Genomic DNA, 26,445 nt, shown 5'->3' on the forward strand with positions numbered 1-26,445 from the left:
TTTGTGGAAATCTGAAAGGGGGCAAGGGCCTTTCCCGTGCCTCAATCGGGTGTGAGCTGCGCCTTCTGCACCACGCCCTTCCACTTGGCGATCTCCTGGCGCACGGTCAAAGCCAGCTGCTCGGGTGTGCTGGTGTCCACCACGGCACCCTGCTCTTCAATGCGCCGTGCCACGTCCTTGTCGGCCAGGGCGGTGTTCAGGGCCTTGTTGAGCTGATCAATCACGGGCCGGGGCGTTTTGCCGGGGGCAAACAGGGCGTACCACTGCGTGATCTCGACCCCCTTCACGCCCGCCTCTTCAAGCGTGGGCACATCGGGCAGCAGCGATGAACGCTTCGGGCCTGCCAGCGCCAGGGCGCGCAGCTTGCCGTTCTTGATGTGGGGGTAGGCCGAGAACAGGCTGGGGAACATGACCTGGGTTTGCCCGGCCATGGTGTCGTTCATTGCGGGTGCGGCGCCTCGGTAGGGCACATGGGCCATCTGCGCACCGCTTTCCAGTTTGAAAATTTCTGCCGAAAAGTGGGGGGCTGTCCCGTTGCCTGCAGAGGCGTAGTTGAAGTCCTGGGGCTTGGCCTTGGTCAGCGCCACCAGTTCGCTCACGGTCTTGGCCGGTACCTTGGGGTGCACCACCATGAGCGTAGGCGAGTAGCTCACCATGCCGATGGGCTCGAACTGCGCAATGGGGTCGTAGCGCAGCTTTTGCAGCGCAGGGCTCATGCCGTGCGTGCCGATGTAGCCAAAAAGAATCGTGTGGCCGTCGGGAGCCGCCCGTGCCACAAACTCTGCCGCAATGGCACCGTTGGCGCCCGCCTTGTTTTCCACAATGACCTGCTGTCCCAGCAAGCTGGACAGCTTGAGCGCCACCACGCGCGCCATGCCGTCATTGCCACCGCCGGCTGCGGTCGGCACCACGAGTGTGATGGGCTTGTCGGGATAAGCCGCATACGCCAGGGTGGGGATCATTTGCACAGCGGCAGCGAGGGCCGCTGCGGTTAATAGGGTGCGGCGTGTGCGCGGTGGTGCACTGTGTTGGTCAATCATTTTTGTCTCCTGTCATCCAAGGGTGGGGTTTGAAATCAATGGGTGAATGCGTTTTCTGAAACGAACAGCGTGCCCTCCAGAATCTTTCGCGCGGTGCGGACCAGCGCGGCCTGCACCAGCTTGAATTGGCCGTCCACGTCGGTGAGTTCCACGTCCACATGAATGCGGCCAGCGGGGTGCAGAACCTCCACACGGCGTGTGCCTGCCGTGGCGTGTTGGAGGCTGTCGGTGATCACCGTGCCTGGCAGCACGTGGGCGGCAGCCACGCCAATGGCGCCGGTCACGGCGTGTGAGCGGTGGCAGCGGTGGGGTGTGAAATAGCGCGAGACGACGCTGCCCGGTTGATCGCCCGCAGACACGATCACGGGCTTGGGCAGCACGCTGTTCGACACATCGCCCATGCCCATGCGCAGGCCGGCTTCGCACCGCAGGGCTTCCAGCCTGCGCAGCAGGTCACTGTTGGCATCCAGCTCCGCGGGGCTCTCGTTGCCGCGCAGACCCAAGTCTGCAGCGCGCACCAGCACCATCACCTGTGCAGCATCGATGCAGGTGACCTGCAGGCCGTGGAGGGTGTCGATACGCTGGCCGGTGGGGAAGATCTGGCCCGTGACGGCGCCCCAGGCATCCAGGAAGTTCATCAGCACGGGTGCAGCAGTGCCCTGCACACCGTCGATGTGCACGTCGCCTTCGTAGTGCACCCGGCCTCCGGCGGTGCACACCTGCACATCAATGCGCGAACGGGTATTGACGTTGTAGACCCGCACCGTGGTGGTGTTTCCATGGCCGGATGCGGGCACCAGCCCCTGCTCGATGGCAAAGGGCCCCACGCCCGCCAGCATGTTGCCGCAGTTGGGCCGTGTGTCTACGCGGGCCTCTTCCACGCTGACCTGGGCGAAGAGGTAGTCCACATCGCAGTCGGCATGCGCCGACCGCGAAACGATCGCCACCTTGCTGGTCAGCGAATTGCCGCCGCCCAGGCCGTCAATCTGCAATTCATGCGGCGAGCCCAGTGCCGCGATCAGGGTGCGGTCACGCGCCGCAGGGTCTTGCGGCAGCCAGTCGGCCAGGAAGAACGGCCCCCGGGAGGTGCCGCCACGCATCAGAACGCAAGGAAGGTTGTAGCTCATGGGTCGGCATGGTGCGGCGCTTCGTCTGTTCTGTGAATTGCATTGTTGGCAATGATTAATGCATGTGGCGCAATAGGCAGATAGGCCTTGTACATGTTGAAATCACGTTCGTGAATTGCAATGTTTTGATCGTTTGATGCGTGCTGCGCAACAGCGAAACGTCTTGAAAGCCCGTGCGTCATGAACAACAAATTCGATCTTGCTGACATCCAGGCCTTCGCCGCCGTAGCCGAGTTGCACAGCTTTCGCGCGGCGGCCGAATCCATCCATCTGTCGCAGCCCGCCTTCAGCCGCCGCATCGATAAGCTGGAAGAGGCGCTGGGCGTGCGCCTGCTGGACCGCACCACGCGCCGCGTCACCCTCACAGCCGTGGGGCGCGACTTCGCACGAAAGACGCGCGTGTGGCTCGATGACCTGGACGGCATGCTCATGGGCCTGGGCGACGTGGCGGCGCGCCGCATGGGCGAGGTGACGATTGCCTGTGTGCCCTCGGCCGTGTATTACTTTCTGCCGCAAGTGGTCAAGCGCTACCACGAGCGTTTTCCGAAGATCCGCGTCAAGGTGCACGACGCCAGCGCCAACGAGGTGCTGGTGGCTGTGGCGCAGGGCGATGCCGACTTTGGTCTCAATTTCATCGGCAGCCAGGAGGCCGAGATCGAGTTCAAACCGGTGCTGGCCGAGCGCTTCGTGGCCGCCTGCCGCCGCGACCATGTGCTGGCGCGGCGCAAGAAGGTCACCTGGGCGGAGCTGGGCCAGCACGACTTCATGTCGGTGGGAAAAACCTCGGGCAACCGCCTGCTGATGGACCTGGCGCTGGCCAACGTGCCCGACCGCCCCCAGTGCCTGTACGAGGCCAAGCACGTGACCACGCTGCTCGGCCTGGTCGAGGCAGGCCTGGGCGTGGCGGCCGTGCCCAGCCTGGCCATGCCGGGCAAGGACCACCCTACGCTGGTGAGCATTCCGCTGGTGGAGCCTGTGGTGACGCGCCAGATGGGCCTCATCAAGCGCAGGGGAAAATCGCTGTCGCCCGCTGCGCAGCAGCTCTATGACCTGCTGGTGGCTACGCGTTCTGTGCGTCCACGCAGTGCTGCCACGGCGCAAAAAATACAATCGGGGCAATGACTGCCAATACCAAACAGCCCAAACAACGTGTTGTCGTGGGCCTCTCGGGCGGAGTGGACTCGGCCGTGACCGCCCACCTGCTCAAACAACAGGGCCATGAAGTGGTCGGCATCTTCATGAAGAATTGGGAAGATGACGACGACAGCGAATATTGCTCGTCCAACATCGACTTCGTGGATGCCGCCGCCGTGGCCGACGTGATCGGCATCGAGATCGAGCACGTCAACTTTGCGGCCGACTACAAAGACCGTGTGTTTGCCGAGTTCCTGCGCGAATACCAGGCGGGCCGCACGCCGAACCCGGACGTGTTGTGCAACGCCGAGATCAAGTTCAAGGCCTTCCTCGACCATGCCATGCGCCTGGGCGCGGAGAAGATCGCCACCGGACACTACGCCCGCGTGCGCCAGAACGCGACCTCGGGGCTGTTCGAACTGCTCAAGGGGCTCGACCCGTCCAAGGACCAGAGCTACTTCCTGCACCGCCTGAACCAGGCGCAGCTCTCCAAGACGCTGTTCCCGGTGGGCGAGCTGCACAAGACCGAAGTGCGCCGCATCGCCGAGGAGATCGGCCTGCCCAATGCCAAAAAGAAGGACTCCACGGGCATCTGCTTCATTGGCGAGCGGCCGTTCCGCGAGTTCCTGAACCGCTATATCAGCCACGCCCCCGGCCCTATCCAGGACGACCGGGGACGCACCGTGGGCAAGCACGTGGGCCTGAGCTTCTACACGCTGGGCCAGCGCCAGGGGCTGGGTATCGGCGGCATCAAGGAAAAAGGCGCCCAGCGCGGCGGCGGCGAGCATGCGCCCTGGTTTGTGGCCCGCAAGGACCTAGCCAGGAACACGCTGCGCGTGGTGCAGGGGCACGACCATCCCTGGCTGTTGTCTTCGGCCCTGGAAGCGCAAGACGCCAGTTGGACCTCTGGCCGCCCACCGGCGCCCGGGGACTATGCCGCCAAGACCCGCTACCGGCAGCAGGATGCTGCGTGCTCTGTCGTCAGCGCGGAGGGCGCGGGCTTTGCGCTGCGGTTCCCGCAGGCGCAGTGGGCGGTTACGCCCGGGCAAAGCGCCGTCTTGTACGACGGCGATGTCTGCCTCGGGGGCGGGGTCATTTTTGGTGCGACAAACTGAAACATGTGAGGCGCGCGTGCCAGTCGGCAGGTCGCCAGCTGCAAGAAAAATCCGTCTTTCTAATTAAATAAGACTATGGATTGAGTAATTCAAATAGTAAATAATGAATTCTTGTGGCGCGACACCCACAAACTTCTACGTAGATACCGCCAGTTGAACTAAGTTGACCTTTGGTTCGCCACCAGAAGCGTCACTTGCGAGGGCTGGCCTTCTAGAATTCTCCAAAAACTGTTTGAAACCATATGTATCAATCGATGCACATGGTTAACCCTTAGTCCCTCCTGCTGGTGGCCGTCACAAGCGGGCCCGATGCTTGCTCTTGTGTGCACCATGTCTCAAATTGTTTCCATGCCCTCCAGCCCAGACGTCACCAACCATCTGGCCCTGCAGCGGTGTTCAATGCAGTGGCGGGGATTTTTCCAGGCCCTGGCGGCGGAATTCGCCGCGGCGCTGCCACCGGAAGACCTGCGTGCGCTGATGTTCCGTGTGGGTGTACGGTTTGCCGCAGACCACCCTTTGCCAGTGTGTGCCACGGTGGAGGATCTGCAGCGCGGCATGACGGCCGTCTGGGAGCGCATCGACTGGGGCTGGGTCGATTTGACGCAGGAAGTTGGACAGTTGAACATCCACCACAGCCTGTCGCCCGTATCCGCTGCACTCGGGCCGGACCACGTGCAGTGGTCGGGTGGTTTCCTGGAAGGGGTCTACCAAAGCTGGTTCGAGCAGGCGGGTGCTGGTCCGCTCAAGGTGGCCCAGTGTGCGCCTGCGGATGCCTGGGGGTGTGTGCACCTTCAGCTAGCGCGCTGAGCCTCCGGGCTTCGGATTTTTGGATATGTTCCGGCATTGGCGGTGACCATGAAACACTCAGACGACATCGTGAACCTCTTTCAGCAGTTTGGGGCCAAGGCGGACCCTTACCATGAGCTGGCCCGCAAGCAGGAGCACAAGCTTTCCAACGAACGCTGGCCCCTCGTCTCGGCAGTTCGAGACGCCGTGGCCCATGACGTACCTTCGGTAGACCGCCGCGCCGGTGCCGCCATGGCGCCAGCCCCCCTGCAGGTACAGGCGCCGGTTGCGGTGCGGCCTGAACCCGCAGTGGAACTGCCACGCGCCGCGCCTTTGGTCGCCGAGGCTCCCCGCCCGGTGGCTGCGCCCGTCACGGTATTGGCGGCGGCGGCAGACCGTCTGCCGCCCGTGGCCACCACGATGGCCTCGCGGTCCCCCTTGGCAGGTCTTGCTGGCCTGCGGGCCCCGGCTGCGCCGGCTTCTTTGGAGGAGCAGGCCGTGCCCCAGGAGTCCTTGCCCGTGGACCTTTCATCGGTTTTTGCGCGTCTGGCGGGTGCTCCCGTGGCAGGCAGCGCTGCACCAGCACAGGCCTGGCAGCCTCGCAAGGGCCATGCATGAAAGTGATTGCTATTGTTTCTGCCAAAGGCGGCGTAGGCAAGACGACCCTGACTGCGAATCTGGCCACCGCCTTGCAGCGTGAGGGTGTTGGCACACTGCTGGTTGTGGACATGGACCCCCAGAATGCTCTGGGCTTGCACTTTGGTGCCGATCCCCGGTCGCTTGCAGGCGTATCCCGCGCCAGTCTGGCAGGCCAGGAGTGGGGCTCGGTCTGCGTGCAAAGTCCGTCAGGGGTGCATGTGCTGCCCTATGGGGTGGTGAACGAATCCGACCGCATGGCCTTCGAGCGGCATCTGGACGCGTATCCGAACTGGCTGACGCAGCAACTCCAGGGTCTGGAGCTGCCGCCGGACGCGGTGGTGGTGGTGGATACGCCGCCCGGCCCATCTGTCTACATGCAGCAGGCGCTGTCGGCGGCCCAGGTGGTGGTGGTGGTCAGTCTGCCCGACGCGGCGTCCTATGCTTCGCTGGCCCTCATGCAGCGCCTGGTGCATACCTACTGCACGCCGCGCCCCGATTTTTCCGAAACGCTGTACGTGCTCAACCAGGCCGACGGTGCGCGCCAGTTGTCCAAGGACATCACGCGTGTGATGCAGGACAACCTTGGCGAGCGTCTGGTGGGTGTGATCCACGAAGACCAGGCGGTGCGCGAGGCGCTGGCCTATGACCAGAGTGTGCTGGAGTACGACCCCCAAGGTCAGGCGGCCGACGACCTGCTCAAATGCGCCCGTGTCCTTGCGCAGCGCCTGCGCCTGCCACGGGCTGGAGCCACGCGATGAGCATGGACCAACGCCCCAAGGCTGACGAGGTCGCCGACGCCGATTCCCACAGCCCCCAGGCGCATTGGCGCACCGTGGTGCATGCCATCACCGGGTGGGATCTGTGGCAACACCCCGTGGCGCGTGTTGCGGCGGTGGTGTTCAGTGCCTTGCTGATGGGGCTGGTCATCAGCGTGCCGCTGGATCTGCAGGGGCAAATTCTTTTTTCTTTGGGCTCGTTTGGTGCTGCCCTCCTGCTGAGCAGAACCCCTGGGCGACTGTCCACGCTGGCGATGATCGTGCTGTCGATCTCAGCGTCATCGCGCTACATCTACTGGCGCTTTACCGACACCATTGGTTTTACCAACTGGCTGGACGCGGCATTCGGGTATGGCCTGGTGCTGGCAGAGCTGTATGCCTTCGCGGTGTTGCTTATCGGCTACTTCCAGACCGCGTGGCCCCTGCAACGCCGCCCGGTTCCCATGCCTCAGGACATCAGCACCTGGCCCAGCGTGGACGTGTTCATCCCCTCGTACAACGAACCGCTCGAGGTGGTGCGCCAGACCGTGTTCTCGGCCATGAGTCTGGACTGGCCGGCCGACCGCCTGCACGTGTATGTGCTCGACGATGGCCGTCGCCCCGAGTTCCGCGAATTCTGCGAAGAGCTGGGCGTGGGCTACCTGATCCGCGACAACAACCACCACGCCAAGGCGGGCAACATCAACGCGGCGCTCAAGGTCACGTACTCCGAATACATCGCCATCTTCGATTGCGACCACATTCCCACGCGTTCTTTCCTGCAGGTGTGCATGGGCTGGTTCTTCAAGGACACCAACCTGGTGATGCTGCAGACGCCCCACGTGTTCTTCTCGCCAGACCCGTTCGAGCGCAACCTGGACACGTTCCACCGGATGCCCAACGAGGGCGAACTGTTCTACGGAATCGTGCAGGACGGCAATGACCTCTGGAACGCGTCGTTCTTCTGCGGTTCCTGCGCCATCATCCGCCGCAAGGAGCTGCTGGAAGTGGGCGGCATTGCGGTAGAGACCGTGACCGAGGACGCACACACCGCGCTCAAGCTCAGCCGTCTGGGCTACAACACGGCCTACCTCGAAGTGCCCCAGGCAGCAGGCCTGGCCACCGAGAGCCTGTCTGGCCACGTGGGCCAGCGCATCCGCTGGGCGCGGGGCATGGCGCAGATCGCGCGCACCGACAATCCGTTGTTCGGCAAGGGCCTCAAGTTCGGCCAGCGGCTGTGCTACTTGAACGCGATGCTGCATTTCTTCTACGGACTGCCGCGCCTGGTTTTTCTGACTGCGCCGCTGGCCTACCTGTTCTTCGGTGCGCACGTGTTCCAGGCCACGGCGCTGATGATCACCGCCTATGCGCTGCCCCACCTGGCCCACGCCAGCGTGACCAACTCCCGCATCCAGGGGCGCTTTCGCCACTCGTTCTGGAACGAGGTGTACGAGTCAGTGCTGGCCTGGTACATCATGCGCCCGGTGATCGTTGCCTTCATCAACCCCAAGTTGGGCAAGTTCAACGTGACGGCCAAGGGGGGCGTGATCGAGAAAGCCTATTTCGACTGGACCATTGCACGGCCTTATGTGGTGCTGTTGGTGATCAATCTGGTGGGTTTTGCGGTGGGGATCTGGAAACTGTTCTCCTCCGCAGGCGACGAAACCACCACGCTGGTCATCAACATGGTCTGGACCACCTACAACGTCATCCTGCTGGGCGCCAGCGTGGCGGTGGCCAGCGAGACGCGCCAGATTCGCGGCACACCGCGCGTGGCGGCGGCCTTGCCTGCCGTCATCCGCTTTGACAACGGGCGCACGTTGGTGTGCAAGACCGAAGATTTCTCGCAGCACGGGCTGGGCTTGTCCGTACCGCCAGACAGCGATATTCCCATGGGAAGCCGCCTTTCCGTGTCACTGTTCCGGTCGGACGAAGAAGGCGTTTTCCCGGCGGTTGTCACGTTCAGCGGCAAGGGGCGCCTGGGCGTGAAGTTCGACAACCTCAGCCTGCGACAGCAGGCCGAACTGGCATCGCTGACGTTTGCACGGGCCGATGCGTGGATTGCCACCTGGGGCACCGGCCAGCGCGACAAGCCACTGAGTTCGCTCCGCAGCGTGATCGTGATCGGGCTGCGTGGTGTGGGGCAATTGACCGTCTCCGCCGTCAAGTCCCTGAAGCCCCGTTAAGCCTTTCCCTGTTTCCAAAGATTCCAACCATGATTTCCAAAAGACATCCGACAGCGCGGCTGCCGCGCAAGCGCATGCTGCCTGCCATGCTGGCCTTGGTACTGGCAGGGACCGCCGTGCCTGTGTCCCAGCTCTCTGCAGCCCCCGCACCAGCGGCTGCTGGGAGGGAGATGACGCCTGCGGCGCAGTCCTCGGAAAGTGGGGTGCGCGTGCACCGCACCAGTTTCAAGGACCTGGGAGCCCTGTTTCCGCTGCAGTTGCGTGGCGTCGATGGCACCAGCGGCGTGGCGTTCAGCGTGCGCAACGACGAAGTGGTCACGGGCGCCCGACTGAAGCTGAACTATTCCTACTCCCCCGCCCTGCTTCCCAACCTGTCCCACATCAAGGTGCTGGTGAACGAGCAGGTGGCGGCCACCATCCCTGTGACCACACAGCAGGGGGGCGAAAACCTGCAGCGCGAGATCGTCATCCCGCCGCGCCTCATTACCGAGTTCAACCGGCTGAACCTGCAGCTCATCGGCCATTACACGATGGAGTGCGAAGACCCGCTGCACTCCAGCCTGTGGGCCAACGTCGGCAACGACAGCGTGCTGGAACTGACGGTGGCACCCGTGGCCCAGACGAACGATCTGGCGCTGCTGCCGCAGCCTTTCTTCGATCGACGGGATGTGCGGCCGTTGGAACTGCCCATGGTGTTCGGTGCAGCGCCCAACACGGGCACCTTGCAGGCCGCTGGCACGATGTCGTCGTGGTTTGGTGCGCTGGCAGGTTTCCGGGGCGCCAGGTTCCCATCGCTCGTGGGCGAGCTTCCGGCGCGTGGCAACGCCGTGGTGATGATTGCGGGCAAGGCGCAGGCCCCTGCCGGCTTGACCCTGCCAGACATCCAGGGCCCCACCGTGGCCGTGGTGAGCCACCCTGCAGACCGCAACGGCAAGCTGTTGCTGGTCATGGGGCGGGACGAGGCCGAGCTTGGCGTCGCCGCCAAGGCGCTGGCCATTGGCTCCTCGGCACTGTCTGGCCCGCTTGCGCGGATCACCGAGGTCACGGAACTCAAGCCCCGCAAGCCCTACGACGCGCCCAACTGGCTGGCCAATGACCGGCCCGTGAAGTTTGGGGAGTTGGTAGAGGCCGAGGCGCTCAATGTGTCTGGATACTCGCCGGATCTGATCCGCCTGAACTTCTTCTTGCCGCCCGATCTTTTCGCATGGCGCCAGAAGGGCATTCCGGTGGACCTGCGCTATCGCTACACACCGCGTCCCAACGCCGACAAATCCACCCTCAACATCAATGTGAACCAGCAATTCCTGCGTTCGCTGCCCTTGCACGCGGTGAACCATGAAGAGCCCGGTGCGCTGGACCGCCTGCTGACGACGGTGATGCCCAAGGGCGAGATGGCGCCGGAGCGCGAGACCTTCCACATCCCGCTGTTCAAGCTGCCAGCCCAGTCGCAGCTGCAGATGCATTACTACTACGACGTGGTCAAGCAGGGCGCCTGCAAGGACGTGCCTCTCGACAACGTTCGAGGTTCGGTGGAGGCCGATTCGACCATCGACATCTCCGGCTTCCCGCATTTCATTGCCATGCCGGACCTGGCGGCCTTTGGCAATGCCGGGTTCCCGTTCACCCGCATGGCGGACCTTTCAGAATCTGCCGTGGTGATGCCGGACAAGCCGGGCGCGCAGGAGTACGCGGCTTATCTGGGTTTGATGGGTGTCATGGGGCGCGTTACGGGTTACCCGGCCCTGGGCGTGACCGTGGCGCAGGCCCAGCAGGTGGATCGCCTCGCCGACAAGGACCTGCTGGTCATCGCCTCCGGTGGCAACCAGCCCCTGCTCAAGCAATGGGCCAGATCCATTCCCGCCGCCTTGCAGGGCGATGCGAAGAGTTTCCAGATGTCGGATTTCGCCAACCGCCTGATGCGCTGGTGGGGTTTTGGCCAGGAATCTGGCGTGCATGCCCGGCGCAGCCAGGTCGCGTTCTCCAGCACCAGCACCGACGCGCTGGTGGCGGGTTTTGAATCGCCGTTGCGCAGTGGCCGCAGCGTGGTGCTCGTGGCCAGCAACCAGCCGGCGGGCCTTTCGCAGGTGATGGACGCACTGCTGGACGCCGAACTGCTCAAGCATGTGCAGGGCAGCACCACGGTGATCCGTGGCAAACAGGTCGACAGCCTGGTCGCCGAGAAAAACTACCATGTGGGTCAGTTGGGCCCCTTCCTCTACTCGCAATGGTTTCTTTCGCGCAACCCGTTGCTGCTGATTGTGCTGGGCGTGTCGGCGGCGGTGCTGATTGCGATCATCATGTACCTGTCGCTGAGAGCGCGCGCACGGGCCCGACTGAAGCAAAAAGGCTGAGGCAGTGCAGAGCACGCCCCGCCGTTTCTGAATCACGCAACACATTCCTGGCACTTTGGTGGCCAGGAGCCTCGCAGGGAGAAGGAAGGCATGTCCTCCAAACGTCGTCATCACACACTCGCCATGGGGCTGCTGGCCTCGCTGATGGCGCCTGCTGCCGCCTGGGCGCAGACCGGGGCCGAGCAGACCCTGTTGGACCAGGGGCAGTACTGGCAAGAGCGCGGTGACACCGAGCGCGCGGGAGAGGCATGGCAGAAGCTGCTGCGCATCAACCCCCAGAACGCCCAGGCCCTATACGGGATGGCGCTGGTGGAGCTCAATGCCCAGCGTCCCGAAGGCGCCCAGCGCTACCTGAACCAGTTGCAGGCGGCCCACCCGCGCAGTCCGCTGGTGAGTCGCCTGCAGGAATCCATCCGCACAGGCCGCAGCGCGCCCCAGATCGAAACTGCGCGCCAGCAGGCCCGCAGCGGGCAGGCCAACCAAGCCTTGAGTACTTACCAGGCCGCGCTGGGAGACCGCCCGCCCACTGGTCCGCTGGCGCTGGAGTATTACCAGACCCTGGGCGCCACGGCGGGCGGCTGGGACGAGGCCCGCCGGGGCCTGAGCCGCCTGGCGCAGGAATCCCCCGAAGACCCGCAAATCGCGCTGGCCCTGGCGCAGCACCTGACCTACCGCGACGCCACGCGCCGTGAGGGTGTAACCCAGCTGGCGCGGCTGGCGGGGCGCCCTGACGTGGGCAAGGCCGCGACGGAGAGCTGGCGCAAGGCGCTCGCCTGGACGGGAAATCGCTCGGCCGACATTCCGCTGTACCAGGAATTTCTGCGTGCCAACCCCGGGGACACGGCGGTGCAAACGCGCCTGGCGCAGGCCCAGAACCTGCAAAAGCAAACCCAGGCCGCCCCCGTCCGGACCGCCGACCCACTGCGCCAGCGGACCACGGCGGGTTTCCAGTCACTGGACGACGGCGAACTGGATGCCGCGGAGGCTGCATTTCTGAACGTGCTGGAGTCGCGCCCCACCGATGGCGATGCACTGGGTGGTCTCGGCATCCTGCGGCTGCGCCAGGAGCGGTTTTCCGAAGCACGGGGGCTGCTGGAGCGTGCCTCGCGCGCGGGCTCGGCCAGTCGCTGGAAGCAGGCGCTGGACAGTGCCGCCTACTGGAGCCTGGTGGAGCAGGCCACCACCGAACGTGACCGTGGCGAGACAGCGGCGGCGCGGCGTTCGCTGGAGCAGGCCGTGCGGCTGAATCCGGCGGAAGTCACGGCCGAAACCGATCTGGCAGACCTGCTGGTCGAAGATGGCCAGTACGACGCGGCAGAGGCCGCCTACCGGCGCGTGCTGGCGCGCCAGGCCGACAACCCCGATGCAGTGCGGGGCCTGGTGGGTGTACTGGCGCAGAACAACAAGGCGGCCGAAGCCCTGGCGCTGGTCGAGAAGCTGTCGCCCTCGCAACAGGAAAAGGTGGGGGCCCTGGGGCGCCTGCGTGCCTCGCAGGCCCTGGGCCGGGCACGCGCCGCGACAGAGCGTGGCGACACCGCGGCCGCCCGTGCTGCGCTGGAAGATGCCCTGCTGAACGACCCGGCCAGCCCCTGGGTGCGGCTGGACCTCGCCCGCCTGTACCTGCGCATGGGGGCGGTGGCGGAGGCGCGGGGCGTGATGGACGGGCTGCTGCTGTCCAACCCCAACATGCCCGAAGCCCTGTATGCCAGCGCCTTGCTGGCCTCGGAGGCGGGTGACTGGCCTAGCGCACTGGCCTTGCTGGACCGCGTTCCAGAAAAGCACCGCACGCGTGACATCGCCGCGCTGCAAAAACGGGTGTGGGTGCATGTGCAGACTTCGGCGGCGTCGGCGCTGGCAGCGGAAGGCCGCCAGATGGAAGCCCTGGCCACCCTGGCCCAGGCCGAGTCCTTTGCCACGCAAGACCCCGAGCTGCTGGGCGCCCTGGCCCTGGCCTATGCGGATGCCGGCGATCCGCAGCGCGCGCTGGGCATGGTGCGCCAGGTGCTGGCCCGCACCCCCCGGCCCGATGTGGGCCTGCGCCTGCAGTACGCGGCTACCTTGCTCAAGACCCAGCAGGACGTGGAACTGGCGGGCATCCTGCGGCAGCTGCAGACGGCCCCCATGAATGACCGCGAGCGCAAGAGCTTCAGCGACATCCGCCGCGCCTACATCGTGCGCCAGGCCGACGGCCTGCGTGAGGCCGGTGATCTGGTCACGGCGTACGACACGCTCGTCCCCCTGCTGGCCGAACAGCCCGATGAGCCCTTGGCGATGGCGGCTCTGGCCCGCATGTATGCGGCCAACAATGACTACGCCCAGGCGCAGGCGCTGTACGCACGGCTGCTGGAAAAGTCTCCCAATGATGTGCCTCTGATCCTGCAGACCGCCGCCATGGCCACGGGCGCCAAGGACTACGGCTATGCGGAGTCGCTGTTGTCTGTGGCGCTCGCGCGCGCGCCCCGTGATCCCGAAGTGCTGACGGCCGCCGGGCGGCTGTACCGGGTGCAGGGCAAAAATTCGAAGGCCACTGAATTCTTCACGGCCGCCGTTGCCGCCGAGAACGCGCAGCGCGATGCCGTGCTGGCCGCCAGTGGTGTGGCGGCGGGGCCTGCACGCATGGGCAATCCGTTTGCCCAGCGCGCAGCGCTGCAGCAGCGTACCGGTGGCGGCCTCTCGGTGCCGGGCGTCGCTGCAGTGGCACGTTCCCCGGTGGGCTACACCCCCCAGCAGTACGCGCCCCAGCCGGTGGCGCGCAGCAACGCACCTGCAGGCCTTTACATACCGGACCCGGCGGGAGCGAGCCGCTTTGGCACGGCACCGCAGGCCTATGCACAGGCCGCTCCCATGACGCCCGCCAGCTACTACCCCGAGGCGTCCAGCCCGGTGGCTGCAGCCGATACGGCGGCTTCGGCCAATGCGGCACGGCGCAACGCAGCGGCGCTGCCCTCCTCCGCCCCACGGTCGGCAATGGCCCCTGCGGCGACACCGGCCATGGCGCCTGCCTATGTGCCGTCCGCACAGCCAATGCAACCGATGGGTGCGCAGCCAGCGGCTGCGGCGGGCTACTTCACCCCGGCCCAGGCTTACGGTGCTGGGTATGCGGGCGGTGCGCAGTCCTTGCCCCCACAGCGCGCAATGCCTGCCCCGGCAGCCCCTTCCGCCTGGGCCACGGCGGGCCTGGGCAACGTGCCCGACCCCACACGGCCTCGGACGGCCCGCGACGAACTGCGCGAAGTGCAGCAAAGCCAGATTTCTTCGTTCTCGGTGGGCGCGGTCGCGCGCGCGCGGCAGGGCGAGGCGGGCATGAGCCAGCTCTCGGAGATCGAAGCACCGGTGCAGTTGAAGATGAGCGTGGGTGATGGGCACCTGTTGCTGGGGGTCACCCCCACGGGCGCCAGCGCAGGTTCGCCCGGCTCGCCCTATGGCACCATCAGCCGTTTTGGCGGCGGCCCGGTCACAGCCCTCGCAATGCCAGAACGTGGCGCGGGCTCGCAGAGCGACAGCGGCATCGGGCTGAGCGTGGGCTATGAAAGCGGAGGCTTCCGGGCAGACATCGGTAGCACGCCGCTCGGCTTCGGACAGTCCGATGTGACGGCCGGTGTGAGATACCGCACCGCCATCACCGACGACCTGACTGTGGCCGTGGACCTCTCGCGCCGCCCGGTGACCGACAGCCTGCTGTCATTTGCCGGTGTCCGCGACGCCCGCACGGGCGACCGCTGGGGCGGCGTGTCTGCCTCTGGCGGACGTGCCGACCTGACCTGGGACGACGGCGAACTGGGGATCTATGGTTATGGTTCCCTGCATGGCCTGACCGGCACCCGCGTGCGCAGCAATGCGCGGGCCGAGCTGGGTGGCGGGATGTATTGGCACGTGCACCGCACATCGAACGCCGATCTCACGGCCGGCCTGAGTTTCACGGGGCTGTCGTACCAGCGCAACCTGCGCTACTTCACGGTGGGCCACGGCGGCTACTTCAGCCCGCAGCAGTTTGTGTCCTTTGGCATTCCTGTCGAATGGGCCCAGCGCAATGGCCGTTTGTCCTACCAGCTCAAGGGCTCGGTGGGCGTGCAGTATTTCAAGGAAGATGCGGCCCCGTATTTCCCCAACAGCCCTTCGCGGCAGGTGTCGGCCGTCCAGGCCGCCGCCGACGCGCTGGCCTTTGGCGAAACGGGCGCCACGGCCATCTACCCCGGCCAGTCCCGCACGGGCCTGGGCTACAACCTGGGCGCGGCCATGGAGTACCAGATGCATCCACAGGTGTTCGTGGGCGGGCACCTTGCGCTCAACAATGCGCGCAACTACCGCGAATTTGCGGGCGGCCTGTATGTGCGCTATGCCTTCCAGCCCTACAACGGCCTGCAGGCGTTCCCGGTGAACCCGTTGCGGTCACCGTATAGCTACTGAACTTTTCCAGGGCGTTCACCCGCTCTCTGCAAGTCACAAAAAGGCCCGTCGCACTTCCTGTGCGACGGGCCTTTTTTTTGTTGGCAACCCGCGTGTGGCGGGAGGGCTGTCTGCATGCCTGACGGCACATGCGCGGGGCGAAGGCACTGAAAGCCAAGACCCGCGAGCCACTCACAGTGGTACCGCAGCAATTGCACCGGTTGGCACACCCCCGCATAGCGCGAGGGGTGCCCCCTGCCGTTACGGCGTGGTCTGCTTGGCGCCCACAAACACCGTGTGGGCACGCGTGCCCGCCACAGACAATCCGGCGGTCAGGATGCGCAGGCCGATCACCTTGCCATTCGCGTCAAATTGCGCCGATGCCGAGCCGGACTGCGGTGGGCCGGAGGACAGGCCGCAGGTGATGGGCGCGTTGGGGCTGTTGAGATAGCCAAACGCTTCGACGCGGTACAGGTTCAGGCCACTGCCCAGCTCGCCCAGGAGCTTGCCCGCCACTTCGCAGCCGCTGGTGGTCAGGCCGGTGATGGCGCCGTCGGCAAACACCGTCAGCGTCGTGGTGTCGCCCCCAAAACCCGTGCCTGCCATCTTGTAGGTGCCGATGATCAAGGCCGCGTTGGGCACCTTGCCCGAGGGCAGGGCGTACAGCGGGTCGGGCGTGACGCTGAAGCGGGTGGGGAAGCCGCCCGGTTGCGTGGGATAGCTGAAGCTGCCGCTGAACAGGCCAGCAGTGCTGGTGCCATTGCCGCTTTGCAGCGTGCCATCGATCAGCACGGACTCGTTGTACGCGCCCGTGTTGGCCAGCAGGCGGTTGAAGAACACCCCGTCGTTGGCTGTCACAAACCGGTTGTTCGTGGCGTTGTTCTCGTACCGGATGAGCCGGCCGTACAGCGCGTTGTGGTCCAGGCTGCTGTTGGTGTAGAAGAACAGGCCGCCGTCCGGCAGCACGCTGCCCCAGACGGTCGTATCGCCAATCACGCCTGCAGGCAGCGTGAACGAGCCCTGCCAGTTGCCTGCCACCGACAACGGCGTGGTGGAAGGCGGCACCGTGGTGCGGGGGTCGGCGATGCCGTTGAGGGTGAAGGTGTTGTTCGGGCCCGTCGCATTGCGCGTGAACACCCAGATGCCGTTCGGGACGCCCGCTGCGTCAAACCGCAGCACGGCGATGCCGGACTGCTGGGTGCCGCTGGCCTCGCAGGAGGTGGTATCGCCCGAGAGATTCAGTGTCATCGAGTACAGCGGGGAGTCTGCGGCGCGTGGTGTGGCCGAGCCGGTCACCAGGCAGCCACCGACGCGGCCCGAGAGCTGGCCCTGGGGGGTGACCGTGAGCACCCATCCGCCACCAAACAGGCCTGTGCCCCGGTACGTGCCCTCGACCAGGCTCGCGCGGGCTGGATGAAAATTGAGGCTGCTGTACGCGAGCTTGATCGGCACCACGGCGCCCGATGCGGCGGCTGTCTGCACCGGGTCGCTGTAGTTGCCGCTGATGCCGTCCGTGCGGCCGATCTTGCCGCTGTTCGATGCCGTGCCACGGAGGGTCAGGCCCGAGGCAAATTTGCCGTCCTGGACCGAGTAGTAGGTGACGCCGGTGGCCAGCACTGCGGTCACGTTGACATTCAGGCGTCCGTAAAACGCGTCAAAACCGGCCGCACCCGGGGCCTCGCGTGCCATGTAGAACTCGCCCCCGGTGCCCAGTGGGCCGGGATCGATGTAACCGACCACCTGCCGCTGCGCCACGCCGGTGCCCACCGTGCCCTCCCATACGCCGCCAGGGAATTGCTGCACGCCCGGGGCTGGGCCCACGTCTTCGCCGTCGGACGAGCCGCCGCCGCAACTGGCGAGCAGCGCCGCACAGGTCAAGGATAGCCAGAAGTATTTGCGCATGATGGACAGAAAGAGGAACAGTGGGTGATGGAGATTCTTCGAGAAGCCGCCGTGGCGCGCCAGGCGCTATCGATGGGCCAGCGAGCGCGCACGGTCGCATGCTGGCTGTCTTGCTGTATCCAATTGTGCCAGCAGCGGGCGCCAGGGACGACAGGAAAATGGCATGCAAGTGTTGCGCTGCAGGCGGTGTGGCTGCAGCGCGCCCGCGCGAAATGCGGCCACCTGAGGGTGGCATGGCCGAGACCACTCAGTGCACCAGGATGCATAAACTCTCATTTGCTATCAATTAAGTAGCATTTGCCGCATATCCATTAAGCGCTGGGGCCTATTTTTGATGGAATTTCAGCCCGTGGCATAGAAAAAGGGCCGGCCCCTTTGCAGGAACCGGCCCTTGTCACCGCGCTGGGCGTGGTGGACAGCGGCTCAGTCGTCGTTGGTCGCCAGGCTGATCAGGATGCGCAGCACGTACCAGAGCATCAGCGCGATCGAGGCAAACAGGTGCAGCGCAGCGCCCGCGGGACGGTCAGCGGGGTAGTCGTGGATGATGCGCGAGGTGTCGTACAGCACGCAGGCGCCGGCAAACAGCACCATGATCCCCGAGAACCAGATGCCCAGCTTGAAGCCGAAGATGGCGCCGGCAATGATGGTGCCCAGGGCCACCAGGCCGCCCACCTTCAGGATGCCGCCCAGGAACGAGAAGTCGGTCTTGGTGGTGAATGCCGTCCAGGTGAGCGCGCCCACGAGCAGCAGCGTGATGAAGGCCGCAGCGCCAATGGCACCAGGGGCCACGATCTGTGCGATGCCGAACATCGGCGCGAAGATCAGGCCTTCTGCCAGCACGTACAGGCCCAGGCCCATCAGCTGTGTTTGCGGGTTTTCAGAGTTGTCGGCCATGTACGAGGCCAGCCAGCCCACCAGCATGAACGCGCCCATGACGCCCAGCCAGATGAATTTGTTGCCGCTGCCCAGCAGCATCTTGGCGGTGGTGCCCGAGAATCCGGACACCATCAAGACAGCGGACAGCACCACAAAGGCCAGCATGGCCGCGCCAAGGTGCTTATAGGTAGAGACGATGAAATCGCGCCGTTCAAACGGTGCGCCTTCCGGCGTCGAAGGGGTCAGGGCATTGGGGTTCATGGCACATTCCTCTATGGGTTCGTTGTGTAATCAGAGGAAAGGCGCGGCAGGCGCACTCCTCCCTCCCTCTCGGTGAAAAATCGTCAGGCGGCGCTGAGCTGCTGTTCCTGGTCCGCAGCGCGCAGCCTGCGGTTGGACCACACACCTGCAGCGCCGATCAGGGTCAGCAAGATCGCGAAGATCCAGGTGCCAGCTCCGCTGAAGGACTGGGCGGAGGACGCGGCCTCGGCCTGCAGGCGCTGCTTGGTCGCCTCATAGCTGATCACGGGCTTTCCATCGACCGCCACTTCGTACACCAGGTCGTTGTCGCTCTTGTCCACCAGCGCGGTGATCTTTTCGTCGATCAGGTTGCCCACCAGTTCCTGGGGCGTGCTGTAGTCGATGCGCAGCTTGCGCGCCTCGGCAACTGCGCCATCGGGCTTGACGCTGATTTCGTAGAACTTCTTGGTCGTGCGGCGCTTGCGCTTGACCGTGACCTCGGAGGCCTGTGTCACCGTGCCCGCCACGGTTTCCAGGCTTTCCCGCGCCGCATAGGCATGGTTGCCATCGGCCTTCCAGCCGCTGTACACCGACAGGGCGATCAGGCCCGGCCCGGCCAGCAGCAGCAGCCAAGCGTAACCAGTGACGAAAATCAGAATCTTGCGAACGAAGCCTGGCATGGCTATCCCTCTCTTGTGTTGTTGAATGTTGTTGGTACAGGCCAGAAATTGCCGGCTGCGCTGGGTGCCAGGCGCCGACAAGGGCACGATGATCTTCGAGTTGGGCGCAACGGGTGTAAGAAAGTGTTGGCGCCGTTGCACCGGTGCCGCACTGGACAAGCTGAGGGGGTGGCAGTGGCGCGGGTCGTTGTACAAGCGCCGCGCGCGGTCGCCACGGCATCTTCAGCGCGCTGGCGCATAAAAAAGGCCCGCAGCGTCTGCGCTGCGGGCCTGGTGTCTGAAGTGCAGTCGTTTGGTATTTAGAACGGGATGTCGTCATCCATGTCGTCAAAACCCGAGGCTGCGCGGGGTGCCTGTGCCACGGGCGCGGGTGCTGGGCGCTGTGCAGGGGCCGCCATGGGGCGTGGCGGGGGCGCGGCGCGGCGGGGGGCCTGGTCGTAGCCGCCGCCCTGGTCACCACCACCGTAGCCGCCATCGTCATAACCGCCGCCTTGCTGGCCACCACCACCCTGGCCACCGCCCATGCCCTGGCGGCTGCCCAGCATCTGCATCTGGTCGGCACGGATCTCGGTGCTGTACTTTTCCACGCCGCTCTGGTCGGTCCACTTGCGGGTGCGCAGGCTGCCTTCCACATACACCTGCGAGCCCTTGCGCAGGTACTGGCCTGCGATCTCGGCGAGGCGGCCGTTGAAGACCACGCGGTGCCACTCGGTGGCTTCCTTCATTTCGCCAGACTGCTTGTCTTTCCACTTGTCGGTGGTGGCAATCGTCACGTTGGCCACCTGGTCGCCACTGGGGAAAGTGCGCATTTCAGGGTCGCGGCCCAGGTTGCCGACGATGATGACTTTGTTTACGGATGCCATGGTGCTGTCTTTGCCTTAAAGGGGTAACGAAGCGCCGGATTTGGAGAGGGTTTCCGGGCGCCAAACGCGCCATTGTGCCGCAACCGGCCCGCAATGGAAGCCCTGGCGGCGTGGCGCGGTTCGCCGCTCAGTGCCCGCCGCGCCCCACGGGCCGCAGGGGCCAGGTCAGTACCAGCCACAGCGCCGTGAGGACCGTGGTGACGGCAAACAGGCCCGGAGCGCCGGCCCATTTCACCAGTGCGCCGCCCAGTGCGCCGCCCGCAAACAGGCCCAGCGACTGCAGCGTGTTGTAGCTGCCCAGCGCCGCGCCACGCAGCTGTGCTGGCGCCATGCGCGACACCAGGCTGGGCTGGCTGGCCTCCAGGGCGTTGAATCCGCAAAAAAACACAAACAGCAAAGGCCCCAGCACCCACAGTGTCGGCGTGTTGCCGCCGGCCGACAGCAGGCCCAGGCCCGCCTGCACCAGCAGCACCAGCGCGATGGCACCCAGCAGTGCTGCGCGCAGCCTGCCCGCGCGCTCCAGCGCGAAGAGCCCGCCCATGGCCACAAACGACAGCACCACCGCAGGCAGGTAGACCTGCCAGTGGTGGTCCTTGGCGAGGCCTGCCTGCACCAGCATGGCCGGCACGGCCACCCACATCGACAGTTGCACGGTGTGCAGCACGAACACACCCAGGTTCAGGCGCAGCAGGTCGGGGTGGCCCCACACATCGGCCAGGCGGCCCCGGGGGGCGTTCTGGTGCCGCGCGGGTTCTGCGGGCACCCACCAGACCACCACCGCCACACCCGCCAGCGCCAGCGCGCAGGTTAGCCCGAACAGGCCCGCCAGGCCGATGTGGGCGGCCAGCACGGGGGCGGCCACCAGCGCCACGGCAAACATCAGGCCAATGCTGCCGCCCACCAGCGCCATGGCCTTGGTGCGCACGGCGTCGCGGGTCTGGTCGGCCAGCAGGGCGGTCACGGCGGCCGATACGGCCCCGGCGCCTTGCAGCGCGCGGCCCACCAGCAGCCCCGTGAGCGAATCGGCCAGCGCGGCCAGCAGGCTGCCCGCCGCAAACACCAGCAGGCCCAGCACGATCACGCGCTTGCGCCCAAACCGGTCGGATGCCATGCCCAGCGGCAACTGCAGCACGGCTTGCGTCAGGCCGTAGATGCCCATGGCAAGCCCCACCAGGGCGGGGTCATCCCCACCGGGGTATTTGCGGGCCTCCAGCGCAAACACGGGCAGAACCAGGAACAGGCCCAGCATGCGCAGCGCAAAGATCAGCGCCAGGCTGAGGCTGGAGCGGCGCTCCAGCGGGGTCATGGCATTGCCGGAAGGCGATGGCGACAGGGGCGGCGGGGCAGCGCCCGCAAGTGAAGAAGGAGATTCCGGCACGGTGGTGCCCTATGGGGCAGGTAAAGCAGGGATTTTCGCCCATTGCGCAAGCGCCTCGATCCGCGTGGGCATGCGCGGGGCCGTGCCACGCCCCGCAAGGCAGGGCTGACCGGCCCAAAGGCTCACAGCAAACCGCAGATCCGCTGCACGCATTCCTGGGGCGTGAGCTCGGCTGTGGGCAGCACCAGCTCGGCGGCCAGCGGTGGCTCGTAGGGCGAATCAATGCCCGTGAACTGGCGCAGCTCGCCTGTGCGGGCCTTGCGGTACAGGCCCTTGGGGTCGCGCTCTTCGGCGAGTGCCAGGGGCACATCGACAAACACTTCCAGAAAATCCCCGGGGGCGAACAGTTCCCGGGCCGCCTGGCGCTCTGCGCAGAAGGGCGAAATGAAGGCCACCACCACGATCACGCCCGCATCCACAAAAAGGCGGGCCACCTGCGCGACGCGCCGGATGTTCTCTGCCCGGTCCGCGTCCGAAAAGCCCAGGTCCTGGTTCAGCCCCTGGCGGATGTTGTCCCCGTCCAGGATGTAGGTGCGTTTGCCCTGGCGATTGAGTGCGCGCTCCAGTGCGTTGGCAATGGTCGATTTGCCCGCACCCGACAGGCCGGTGAGCCAGATCACCCGGCCGGGGTGGCCACCCAGCTGCTCGCGCTCCGCACGGGTCACGGTCAGCGCCTGGGCATGGACATGGGGTGTGTGGGGTGTTGTGGAGTCTTTCACTTTGGCGCTAGCAAATGGATATGGCGTGCCATGGTAACGGCATGGCGGTACGCGCAGCACCGGGGATGGGTGCGGTGGGCAAGGTCACGGGGCTTGACCTATCATGATCGGTTTCCCTGCTGTTTCCCCACTCCGTGACCGACTCCCATTCCCCCACCGATGCCCAAGCTGCTGACAGCAGCGGCCTTTACCTCGCCCGCGCCCTGCGTGAGCAGCGCATCAGCATCCGGGGGGCGCGCACGCACAACCTCAAGAACATCGACCTCGACATCCCGCGCAACCAGCTGGTGGTGATCACCGGGTTGTCGGGTTCGGGCAAGTCGAGCCTGGCGTTCGACACACTCTACGCCGAGGGGCAGCGCCGCTATGTGGAAAGTTTGTCGGCCTACGCCCGGCAGTTTCTGGGGCGGCTGGACAAGCCCGATGTCGACCTGATCGAGGGCCTGTCGCCCGCCATCAGCATCGAGCAGAAGGCCACCAGCCACAACCCGCGCTCCACCGTGGGCACGGTGACCGAGATCCACGACTACCTGCGTCTGCTGTACGCCCGCGCTGGCACGCCGTATTGCCCCGACCACAACCTGCCGCTGGCCGCACAGACGGTGAGCCAGATGGTGGATGCCGTGCTGGCCCTGCCCGAAGACACCAAGCTCATGCTGCTGGCTCCCGTGGCGCGCGAGAAGAAAGGCGAGTTCACCGAGCTGTTCGCGCAGATGCAGGCGCTGGGCTACGTGCGCTTTCGCGTGGACGGCCAGATCTACGAGCACGAGAACCTGCCCGCGCTCAAGAAAACCGAGAAACACAACATCGACGTGGTGATCGACCGCATCAAGGTGCGGGCCGACCTGCAGCAGCGGCTGGCCGAGAGCATCGAGTCGGTGCTGCGCGTGGGCGGGCACGAGGGCAACGGCCGCGTGCTGGCGCTGGAGATGGACACTGGCCAAGAGCACCTGTTCAGCAGCAAGTTCGCCTGCCCCGTGTGCAGCTACTCGCTGCCCGAGCTGGAGCCGCGCCTGTTCTCGTTCAACTCGCCCATGGGCGCGTGCCCTGCGTGCGACGGCATCGGCCAGCGCGACGTGTTCGACCCGGCGCGTGTGGTGGCCTTCCCCACGCTGAGCCTGGCCAGCGGTGCCATCAAGGGCTGGGACCGGCGCAACGGCTACTACTTTGCGATGCTCGAGAGCCTGGCCAAGCACTACGCCTTTAACATCGAGGCGCCGTTCGAGTCGCTGCCCGCACCGGTGCAGCACGCCATCCTGCACGGCTCGGGCGAGGAAGAAATCGCCTTCAGCTACATCATGGACAGCGGTGCCTCCAAGGGCAAGGTGTATGCCAAGAAGCACCCCTTCGAGGGCATCATCCCCAACATGTCGCGGCGCTACCGCGAGACCGATTCGGTGGTGGTGCGCGAGGACCTCGCGCGCTTTCGCAGCACCCAGCCCTGCCCCGAATGCCACGGCACTCGCCTGCGCCGCGAAGCCCGCCACGTGCGGCTGGGCGAGGGCGAGCAGGCCCGCGCCATCTTTGAAGTGAGCCACGCCACACTGAACACCGCCCACACCTGGTTCAACGACCTGAAGCTCACGGGCGCCAAGGCCGAGATCGCCGACAAGGTGGTGCGCGAGATCGCCACGCGCCTGCAGTTCCTGAACGACGTGGGCCTGAGCTACCTGAGCCTGGACCGCAGCGCCGAGACCCTCTCCGGGGGCGAGGCGCAGCGCATCCGCCTCGCGTCCCAGATCGGCTCGGGCCTCACGGGCGTGATGTACGTGCTGGACGAGCCCAGCATCGGCCTGCACCAGCGCGACAACGACCGGCTGATCGCCACGCTCAAACACCTGCGCGACATCGGCAACAGCGTGATCGTGGTCGAGCACGACGAAGACATGATGCGCGCCGCCGACCATGTGATCGACATGGGCCCCGGTGCGGGCGTGCACGGCGGGCGCGTGATGGCGCAGGGCACGTACGACGAAGTGCGTGGCAACACACAGTCGCTCACGGGCCAGTACCTGTCGGGCGTGCGCTCGATTGCCGTGCCCCCGCGCCGCACGCCCTGGCTGCCGGTGCTCGAGCAGGCCGCACCCGTGGTGGAGGCCAAGGCCAAGTCGCGCTTTCCGCAGACCGAAGCCAGCAAACGCCGCGCCGAACGCATGGCCGAGCACCACGCACGCCAGGGCGCCCTGCAGGCGCTGCGGGTGGCAGGCGCCACGGGCAACAACCTGAAGGGTGTGACGGTGGACTTCCCCGTGGGCCTGCTCACCTGCGTGACGGGCGTGTCGGGCTCGGGCAAGAGCACGCTGGTCAACGACACGCTGTACGCCGCCGTGGCCCGCCAGCTGTACCGCGCGCACGAAGAACCGGCCGCGCACGACGAGATCGTGGGCATCGAGTATTTCGACAAGGTCATCAACGTCGACCAGAGCCCCATTGGCCGCACGCCGCGCAGCAACCCCGCCACCTACACCGGCCTGTTCACCCCCATCCGCGAGCTGATGGCCGAGGTGAACACCGCCAAGGAGCGCGGCTACGGCCCCGGGCGCTTCAGCTTCAACGTGGCCGGGGGCCGCTGCGAGGCCTGCCAGGGCGACGGTGTGGTGAAGGTGGAGATGCACTTCCTGCCCGACGTGTACGTGCCCTGCGACATCTGCCACGGCCAGCGCTACAACCGCGAGACGCTGGAAGTGCTGTGGAAGGGCAAGAACATCGCGCAGATCCTGGAGCTGACGGTGGAGGACGCCGCCGCCTTCTTCAAGGACGTTCCCACCATCGCCCGCAAGCTGCAGACGCTGCTGGATGTGGGCCTGTCGTACATCCGCCTGGGCCAGGCGGCCACCACGCTGTCGGGCGGCGAGGCGCAGCGCGTGAAGCTGGCGCAGGAGCTGAGCAAGCGCGACACCGGCCGCACGCTCTACATCCTGGACGAGCCCACCACGGGCCTGCACTTTGCCGACATTGACCTGCTGCTCAAGGTGCTGCACCAGCTGCGCGACGCGGGCAACACCATCGTCATCATCGAGCACAACCTCGACGTGATCAAAACCGCCGATTGGCTCATCGACATGGGGCCGGAGGGTGGTGCGGGCGGTGGCACCGTGGTGGGCGTGGGCACGCCGGAGGAGCTGGCAGCCAACCCGGCCAGCCATACGGGGCGGTATCTGGCGCCCTACCTGCAGGCGAAATTTGAATGAAAATGGCTGCTGGCGCTTATCTATAAAGCGCTAGCAGCTATTGATTCAGGAGCAAATTGCCGCTGCATCACTGCAGCCGCCGGGCCACCTCAGCGTCCAGCGATCCCATGAAGGCCTCCACCGCGCGGGTGTAATCGCTGTCCAGGCCCAGTTGGGCGTTGATTTCGCCATGGTCCAGGTCCTGCGGCAACACCTCGGCGCGGCCGCCCTGGTTGCGCACGTGGCGGGCCATGGCATCGGATTGCTGGCAGGGGTCGTCAGCCCGCTGGGCCGAGCACACCATCTGCATCGGCGGAGCGCCCGCCGTCCATTGGTGGAAGGGCGACATGGCCACCCAATAAGCAGGGTCAGTGCCAAATGCGTCGTCGTACAGCGGAAGGTGCGGGGCGCGCATGCGCGCCGGCACGTTCATCATGGCGCTGTCCAGCGAGACGGTGCCCAGCCACGGCCAGGCGCCTTCGCGCAGTGCCTGCGGGGCGCGGGCATTGAGCAGGGCCACCAGGTGGGCACCGGCCGAGTGGCCCATGAGGATGAAGCGGCTCGGGTCCCCGCCCCAGTTGCCCGCGCGCTGCTGCGCGGCCATGAGGGCTGCCTGCACATCGCGCTCCTGCACGGCCACGGGGGCGTCGGGCAGCATGCGGTAATTGATGGAGATGAGGATGAAGCCCTTAGGCACCCAGCGGTTCACCTTCTCCTGCACCACGCGGCCCATGGCCTTGTCGCCATGCCGCCAGCCGCCGCCGTGCACCATGAAGATGACCGGCGCGCGCACCGCGCTGGACAACAGGCTGTTGGTGCCCGTCGTGGAGTCTGTGAGGCTGGTGGGCACATACACATCCATGCGCTGTGCAGGGTCGGGTCCATAGGGCACATCGGCAATGCGCTGCACGCCTGCAGACAGCACGGCCGGTGTGGCGGCGGCCTGCTTTTGTGCGATGAGGGCACGCAGGCGGCCACCGTTCTGGGCAGAGGTCTGGGCCTGCACGCTGGCGGCGGTGAACATGAGCGTGGCCAGGGTGGTGAGGGAAAGGATGCAGCGCAAGGACATGGCAAAGCTCCTGGAATGAGAGGGTGGAA

Annotated in this window: 19 protein-coding genes; 9 read left to right on the top strand and 10 right to left on the bottom strand. The window is 65.9% G+C overall.

Annotated elements, in window-relative coordinates:
- Window positions 1-41: 41 nt before the first annotated feature.
- Genes IB243_RS11280 through IB243_RS11290 form a run of 3 tightly spaced genes read right to left on the bottom strand, consistent with a single transcriptional unit; the run spans window position 42 to window position 2,349 of the window.
- The gene (locus tag IB243_RS11280) at window positions 42-1,040 is read right to left on the bottom strand and encodes a Bug family tripartite tricarboxylate transporter substrate binding protein (RefSeq protein WP_370540337.1); all 999 of its coding nucleotides are present in this window, start codon (window positions 1,038-1,040) and stop codon (window positions 42-44) included.
- 35 nt (window positions 1,041-1,075) lie between these two features.
- Window positions 1,076-2,167: a 4-oxalomesaconate tautomerase gene (locus IB243_RS11285; protein WP_192427061.1), complete on the bottom strand. Its 1,092-nt coding sequence runs from the start codon at window positions 2,165-2,167 to the stop codon at window positions 1,076-1,078.
- Entirely contained in the window at window positions 2,164-2,349 is a 186-nt protein-coding gene (locus IB243_RS11290; protein ID WP_139019210.1) for a hypothetical protein, read from the bottom strand. Before IB243_RS11290 ends, IB243_RS11285 begins: the two co-directional genes overlap by 4 nt.
- On the opposite strand from IB243_RS11290, the gene IB243_RS11295 reads away from it, so the two are divergent.
- The 8 genes from IB243_RS11295 (at window position 2,348) to IB243_RS11330 (ending at window position 15,540) form a co-directional block, all read left to right on the top strand.
- Window positions 2,348-3,289 carry a LysR family transcriptional regulator gene (locus tag IB243_RS11295; RefSeq protein ID WP_010464693.1) on the top strand — a complete coding sequence of 314 codons (942 nt, stop codon included), beginning with the start codon at window positions 2,348-2,350 and terminating at the stop codon, window positions 3,287-3,289. The two genes, IB243_RS11290 and IB243_RS11295, sit on opposite strands and share 2 nt — an antisense overlap.
- A complete protein-coding gene (mnmA, locus tag IB243_RS11300) occupies window positions 3,286-4,416 on the top strand; it encodes a tRNA 2-thiouridine(34) synthase MnmA (RefSeq protein WP_192427063.1) in 1,131 nt (376 codons plus the stop codon). The genes IB243_RS11295 and mnmA overlap by 4 nt, the downstream gene beginning before the upstream one ends.
- 348 nt (window positions 4,417-4,764) lie before the next feature.
- A complete protein-coding gene (gene bcsD / locus IB243_RS11305) occupies window positions 4,765-5,223 on the top strand; it encodes a cellulose biosynthesis protein BcsD (protein ID WP_225584890.1) in 459 nt (152 codons plus the stop codon).
- A 48-nt stretch (window positions 5,224-5,271) separates the two neighbouring features.
- Window positions 5,272-5,820, top strand: a complete 549-nt coding sequence (bcsP, locus tag IB243_RS11310; protein WP_192427065.1) for a cellulose biosynthesis protein BcsP — start codon at window positions 5,272-5,274, stop codon at window positions 5,818-5,820.
- Entirely contained in the window at window positions 5,817-6,599 is a 783-nt protein-coding gene (gene bcsQ / locus IB243_RS11315; protein ID WP_192427067.1) for a cellulose biosynthesis protein BcsQ, read from the top strand. Before bcsP ends, bcsQ begins: the two co-directional genes overlap by 4 nt.
- Window positions 6,596-8,782, top strand: coding sequence for a UDP-forming cellulose synthase catalytic subunit (gene bcsA / locus IB243_RS11320; protein WP_192427069.1), 2,187 nt, complete (start codon window positions 6,596-6,598; stop codon window positions 8,780-8,782). The genes bcsQ and bcsA overlap by 4 nt, the downstream gene beginning before the upstream one ends.
- 29 nt (window positions 8,783-8,811) lie before the next feature.
- Entirely contained in the window at window positions 8,812-11,133 is a 2,322-nt protein-coding gene (gene bcsB / locus IB243_RS11325) for a cellulose biosynthesis cyclic di-GMP-binding regulatory protein BcsB (RefSeq protein ID WP_192427071.1), read from the top strand.
- A 90-nt stretch (window positions 11,134-11,223) separates the two neighbouring features.
- Window positions 11,224-15,540 (top strand): cellulose biosynthesis protein BcsC, encoded by a 4,317-nt coding sequence (locus IB243_RS11330; protein WP_225584891.1) that lies wholly within the window; start codon window positions 11,224-11,226, stop codon window positions 15,538-15,540.
- A 240-nt stretch (window positions 15,541-15,780) separates the two neighbouring features.
- Here IB243_RS11330 and IB243_RS11335 read toward each other — a convergent pair whose 3' ends face one another.
- From IB243_RS11335 to cysC, 6 genes are all read right to left on the bottom strand, one after another.
- Window positions 15,781-17,421, bottom strand: coding sequence for a hypothetical protein (locus IB243_RS11335; RefSeq protein WP_225584892.1), 1,641 nt, complete (start codon window positions 17,419-17,421; stop codon window positions 15,781-15,783).
- A 423-nt stretch (window positions 17,422-17,844) separates the two neighbouring features.
- The gene (locus IB243_RS11340; RefSeq protein WP_010464675.1) at window positions 17,845-18,558 is read right to left on the bottom strand and encodes a Bax inhibitor-1 family protein; all 714 of its coding nucleotides are present in this window, start codon (window positions 18,556-18,558) and stop codon (window positions 17,845-17,847) included.
- Between the two features lie 83 nt (window positions 18,559-18,641).
- Window positions 18,642-19,217 carry a hypothetical protein gene (locus IB243_RS11345; RefSeq protein WP_192427073.1) on the bottom strand — a complete coding sequence of 192 codons (576 nt, stop codon included), beginning with the start codon at window positions 19,215-19,217 and terminating at the stop codon, window positions 18,642-18,644.
- Window positions 19,218-19,516: 299 nt separating this feature from the next.
- On the bottom strand, window positions 19,517-20,080 hold the full coding sequence (ssb, locus tag IB243_RS11350) for a single-stranded DNA-binding protein (RefSeq protein WP_010464671.1): 564 nt from the start codon (window positions 20,078-20,080) through the stop codon (window positions 19,517-19,519).
- 127 nt (window positions 20,081-20,207) lie between these two features.
- Window positions 20,208-21,386 carry an MFS transporter gene (locus tag IB243_RS11355; protein WP_192427431.1) on the bottom strand — a complete coding sequence of 393 codons (1,179 nt, stop codon included), beginning with the start codon at window positions 21,384-21,386 and terminating at the stop codon, window positions 20,208-20,210.
- A 194-nt stretch (window positions 21,387-21,580) separates the two neighbouring features.
- Window positions 21,581-22,177 (bottom strand): adenylyl-sulfate kinase, encoded by a 597-nt coding sequence (cysC, locus tag IB243_RS11360; protein ID WP_192427074.1) that lies wholly within the window; start codon window positions 22,175-22,177, stop codon window positions 21,581-21,583.
- Window positions 22,178-22,311: 134 nt separating this feature from the next.
- Between cysC and uvrA the strand changes: the two genes are divergently transcribed.
- The gene (gene uvrA / locus IB243_RS11365) at window positions 22,312-25,368 is read left to right on the top strand and encodes an excinuclease ABC subunit UvrA (RefSeq protein ID WP_192427076.1); all 3,057 of its coding nucleotides are present in this window, start codon (window positions 22,312-22,314) and stop codon (window positions 25,366-25,368) included.
- Window positions 25,369-25,435: 67 nt separating this feature from the next.
- Here the strand turns inward: uvrA and IB243_RS11370 are convergent, their stop codons facing one another.
- Window positions 25,436-26,416, bottom strand: a complete 981-nt coding sequence (locus IB243_RS11370; protein ID WP_192427078.1) for an alpha/beta hydrolase — start codon at window positions 26,414-26,416, stop codon at window positions 25,436-25,438.
- Window positions 26,417-26,445 lie beyond the last annotated feature (29 nt).

The organism is Acidovorax sp. ACV01 (assembly GCF_014851495.1).
GTDB classification, from domain to species: Bacteria; Pseudomonadota; Gammaproteobacteria; order Burkholderiales; family Burkholderiaceae_C; genus Acidovorax; species Acidovorax radicis.

Coding starts and splice junctions, on each gene's coding strand:
- bcsD (WP_225584890.1), top strand. CDS start 4,765: ATGCCCTCCAGCCCAGACGTCACCAACCATCTGGCCCTGCAGCGGTGT.
- bcsB (WP_192427071.1), top strand. CDS start 8,812: ATGATTTCCAAAAGACATCCGACAGCGCGGCTGCCGCGCAAGCGCATG.
- IB243_RS11340 (WP_010464675.1), bottom strand. CDS start 18,558: ATGAACCCCAATGCCCTGACCCCTTCGACGCCGGAAGGCGCACCGTTT.
- IB243_RS11290 (WP_139019210.1), bottom strand. CDS start 2,349: ATGACGCACGGGCTTTCAAGACGTTTCGCTGTTGCGCAGCACGCATCA.
- ssb (WP_010464671.1), bottom strand. CDS start 20,080: ATGGCATCCGTAAACAAAGTCATCATCGTCGGCAACCTGGGCCGCGAC.
- bcsQ (WP_192427067.1), top strand. CDS start 5,817: ATGAAAGTGATTGCTATTGTTTCTGCCAAAGGCGGCGTAGGCAAGACG.
- bcsA (WP_192427069.1), top strand. CDS start 6,596: ATGAGCATGGACCAACGCCCCAAGGCTGACGAGGTCGCCGACGCCGAT.
- IB243_RS11355 (WP_192427431.1), bottom strand. CDS start 21,386: ATGACCCCGCTGGAGCGCCGCTCCAGCCTCAGCCTGGCGCTGATCTTT.
- mnmA (WP_192427063.1), top strand. CDS start 3,286: ATGACTGCCAATACCAAACAGCCCAAACAACGTGTTGTCGTGGGCCTC.
- IB243_RS11280 (WP_370540337.1), bottom strand. CDS start 1,040: ATGATTGACCAACACAGTGCACCACCGCGCACACGCCGCACCCTATTA.
- IB243_RS11330 (WP_225584891.1), top strand. CDS start 11,224: ATGTCCTCCAAACGTCGTCATCACACACTCGCCATGGGGCTGCTGGCC.
- IB243_RS11345 (WP_192427073.1), bottom strand. CDS start 19,217: ATGCCAGGCTTCGTTCGCAAGATTCTGATTTTCGTCACTGGTTACGCT.
- IB243_RS11295 (WP_010464693.1), top strand. CDS start 2,348: ATGAACAACAAATTCGATCTTGCTGACATCCAGGCCTTCGCCGCCGTA.
- IB243_RS11285 (WP_192427061.1), bottom strand. CDS start 2,167: ATGAGCTACAACCTTCCTTGCGTTCTGATGCGTGGCGGCACCTCCCGG.
- bcsP (WP_192427065.1), top strand. CDS start 5,272: ATGAAACACTCAGACGACATCGTGAACCTCTTTCAGCAGTTTGGGGCC.
- IB243_RS11370 (WP_192427078.1), bottom strand. CDS start 26,416: ATGTCCTTGCGCTGCATCCTTTCCCTCACCACCCTGGCCACGCTCATG.
- IB243_RS11335 (WP_225584892.1), bottom strand. CDS start 17,421: ATGCGCAAATACTTCTGGCTATCCTTGACCTGTGCGGCGCTGCTCGCC.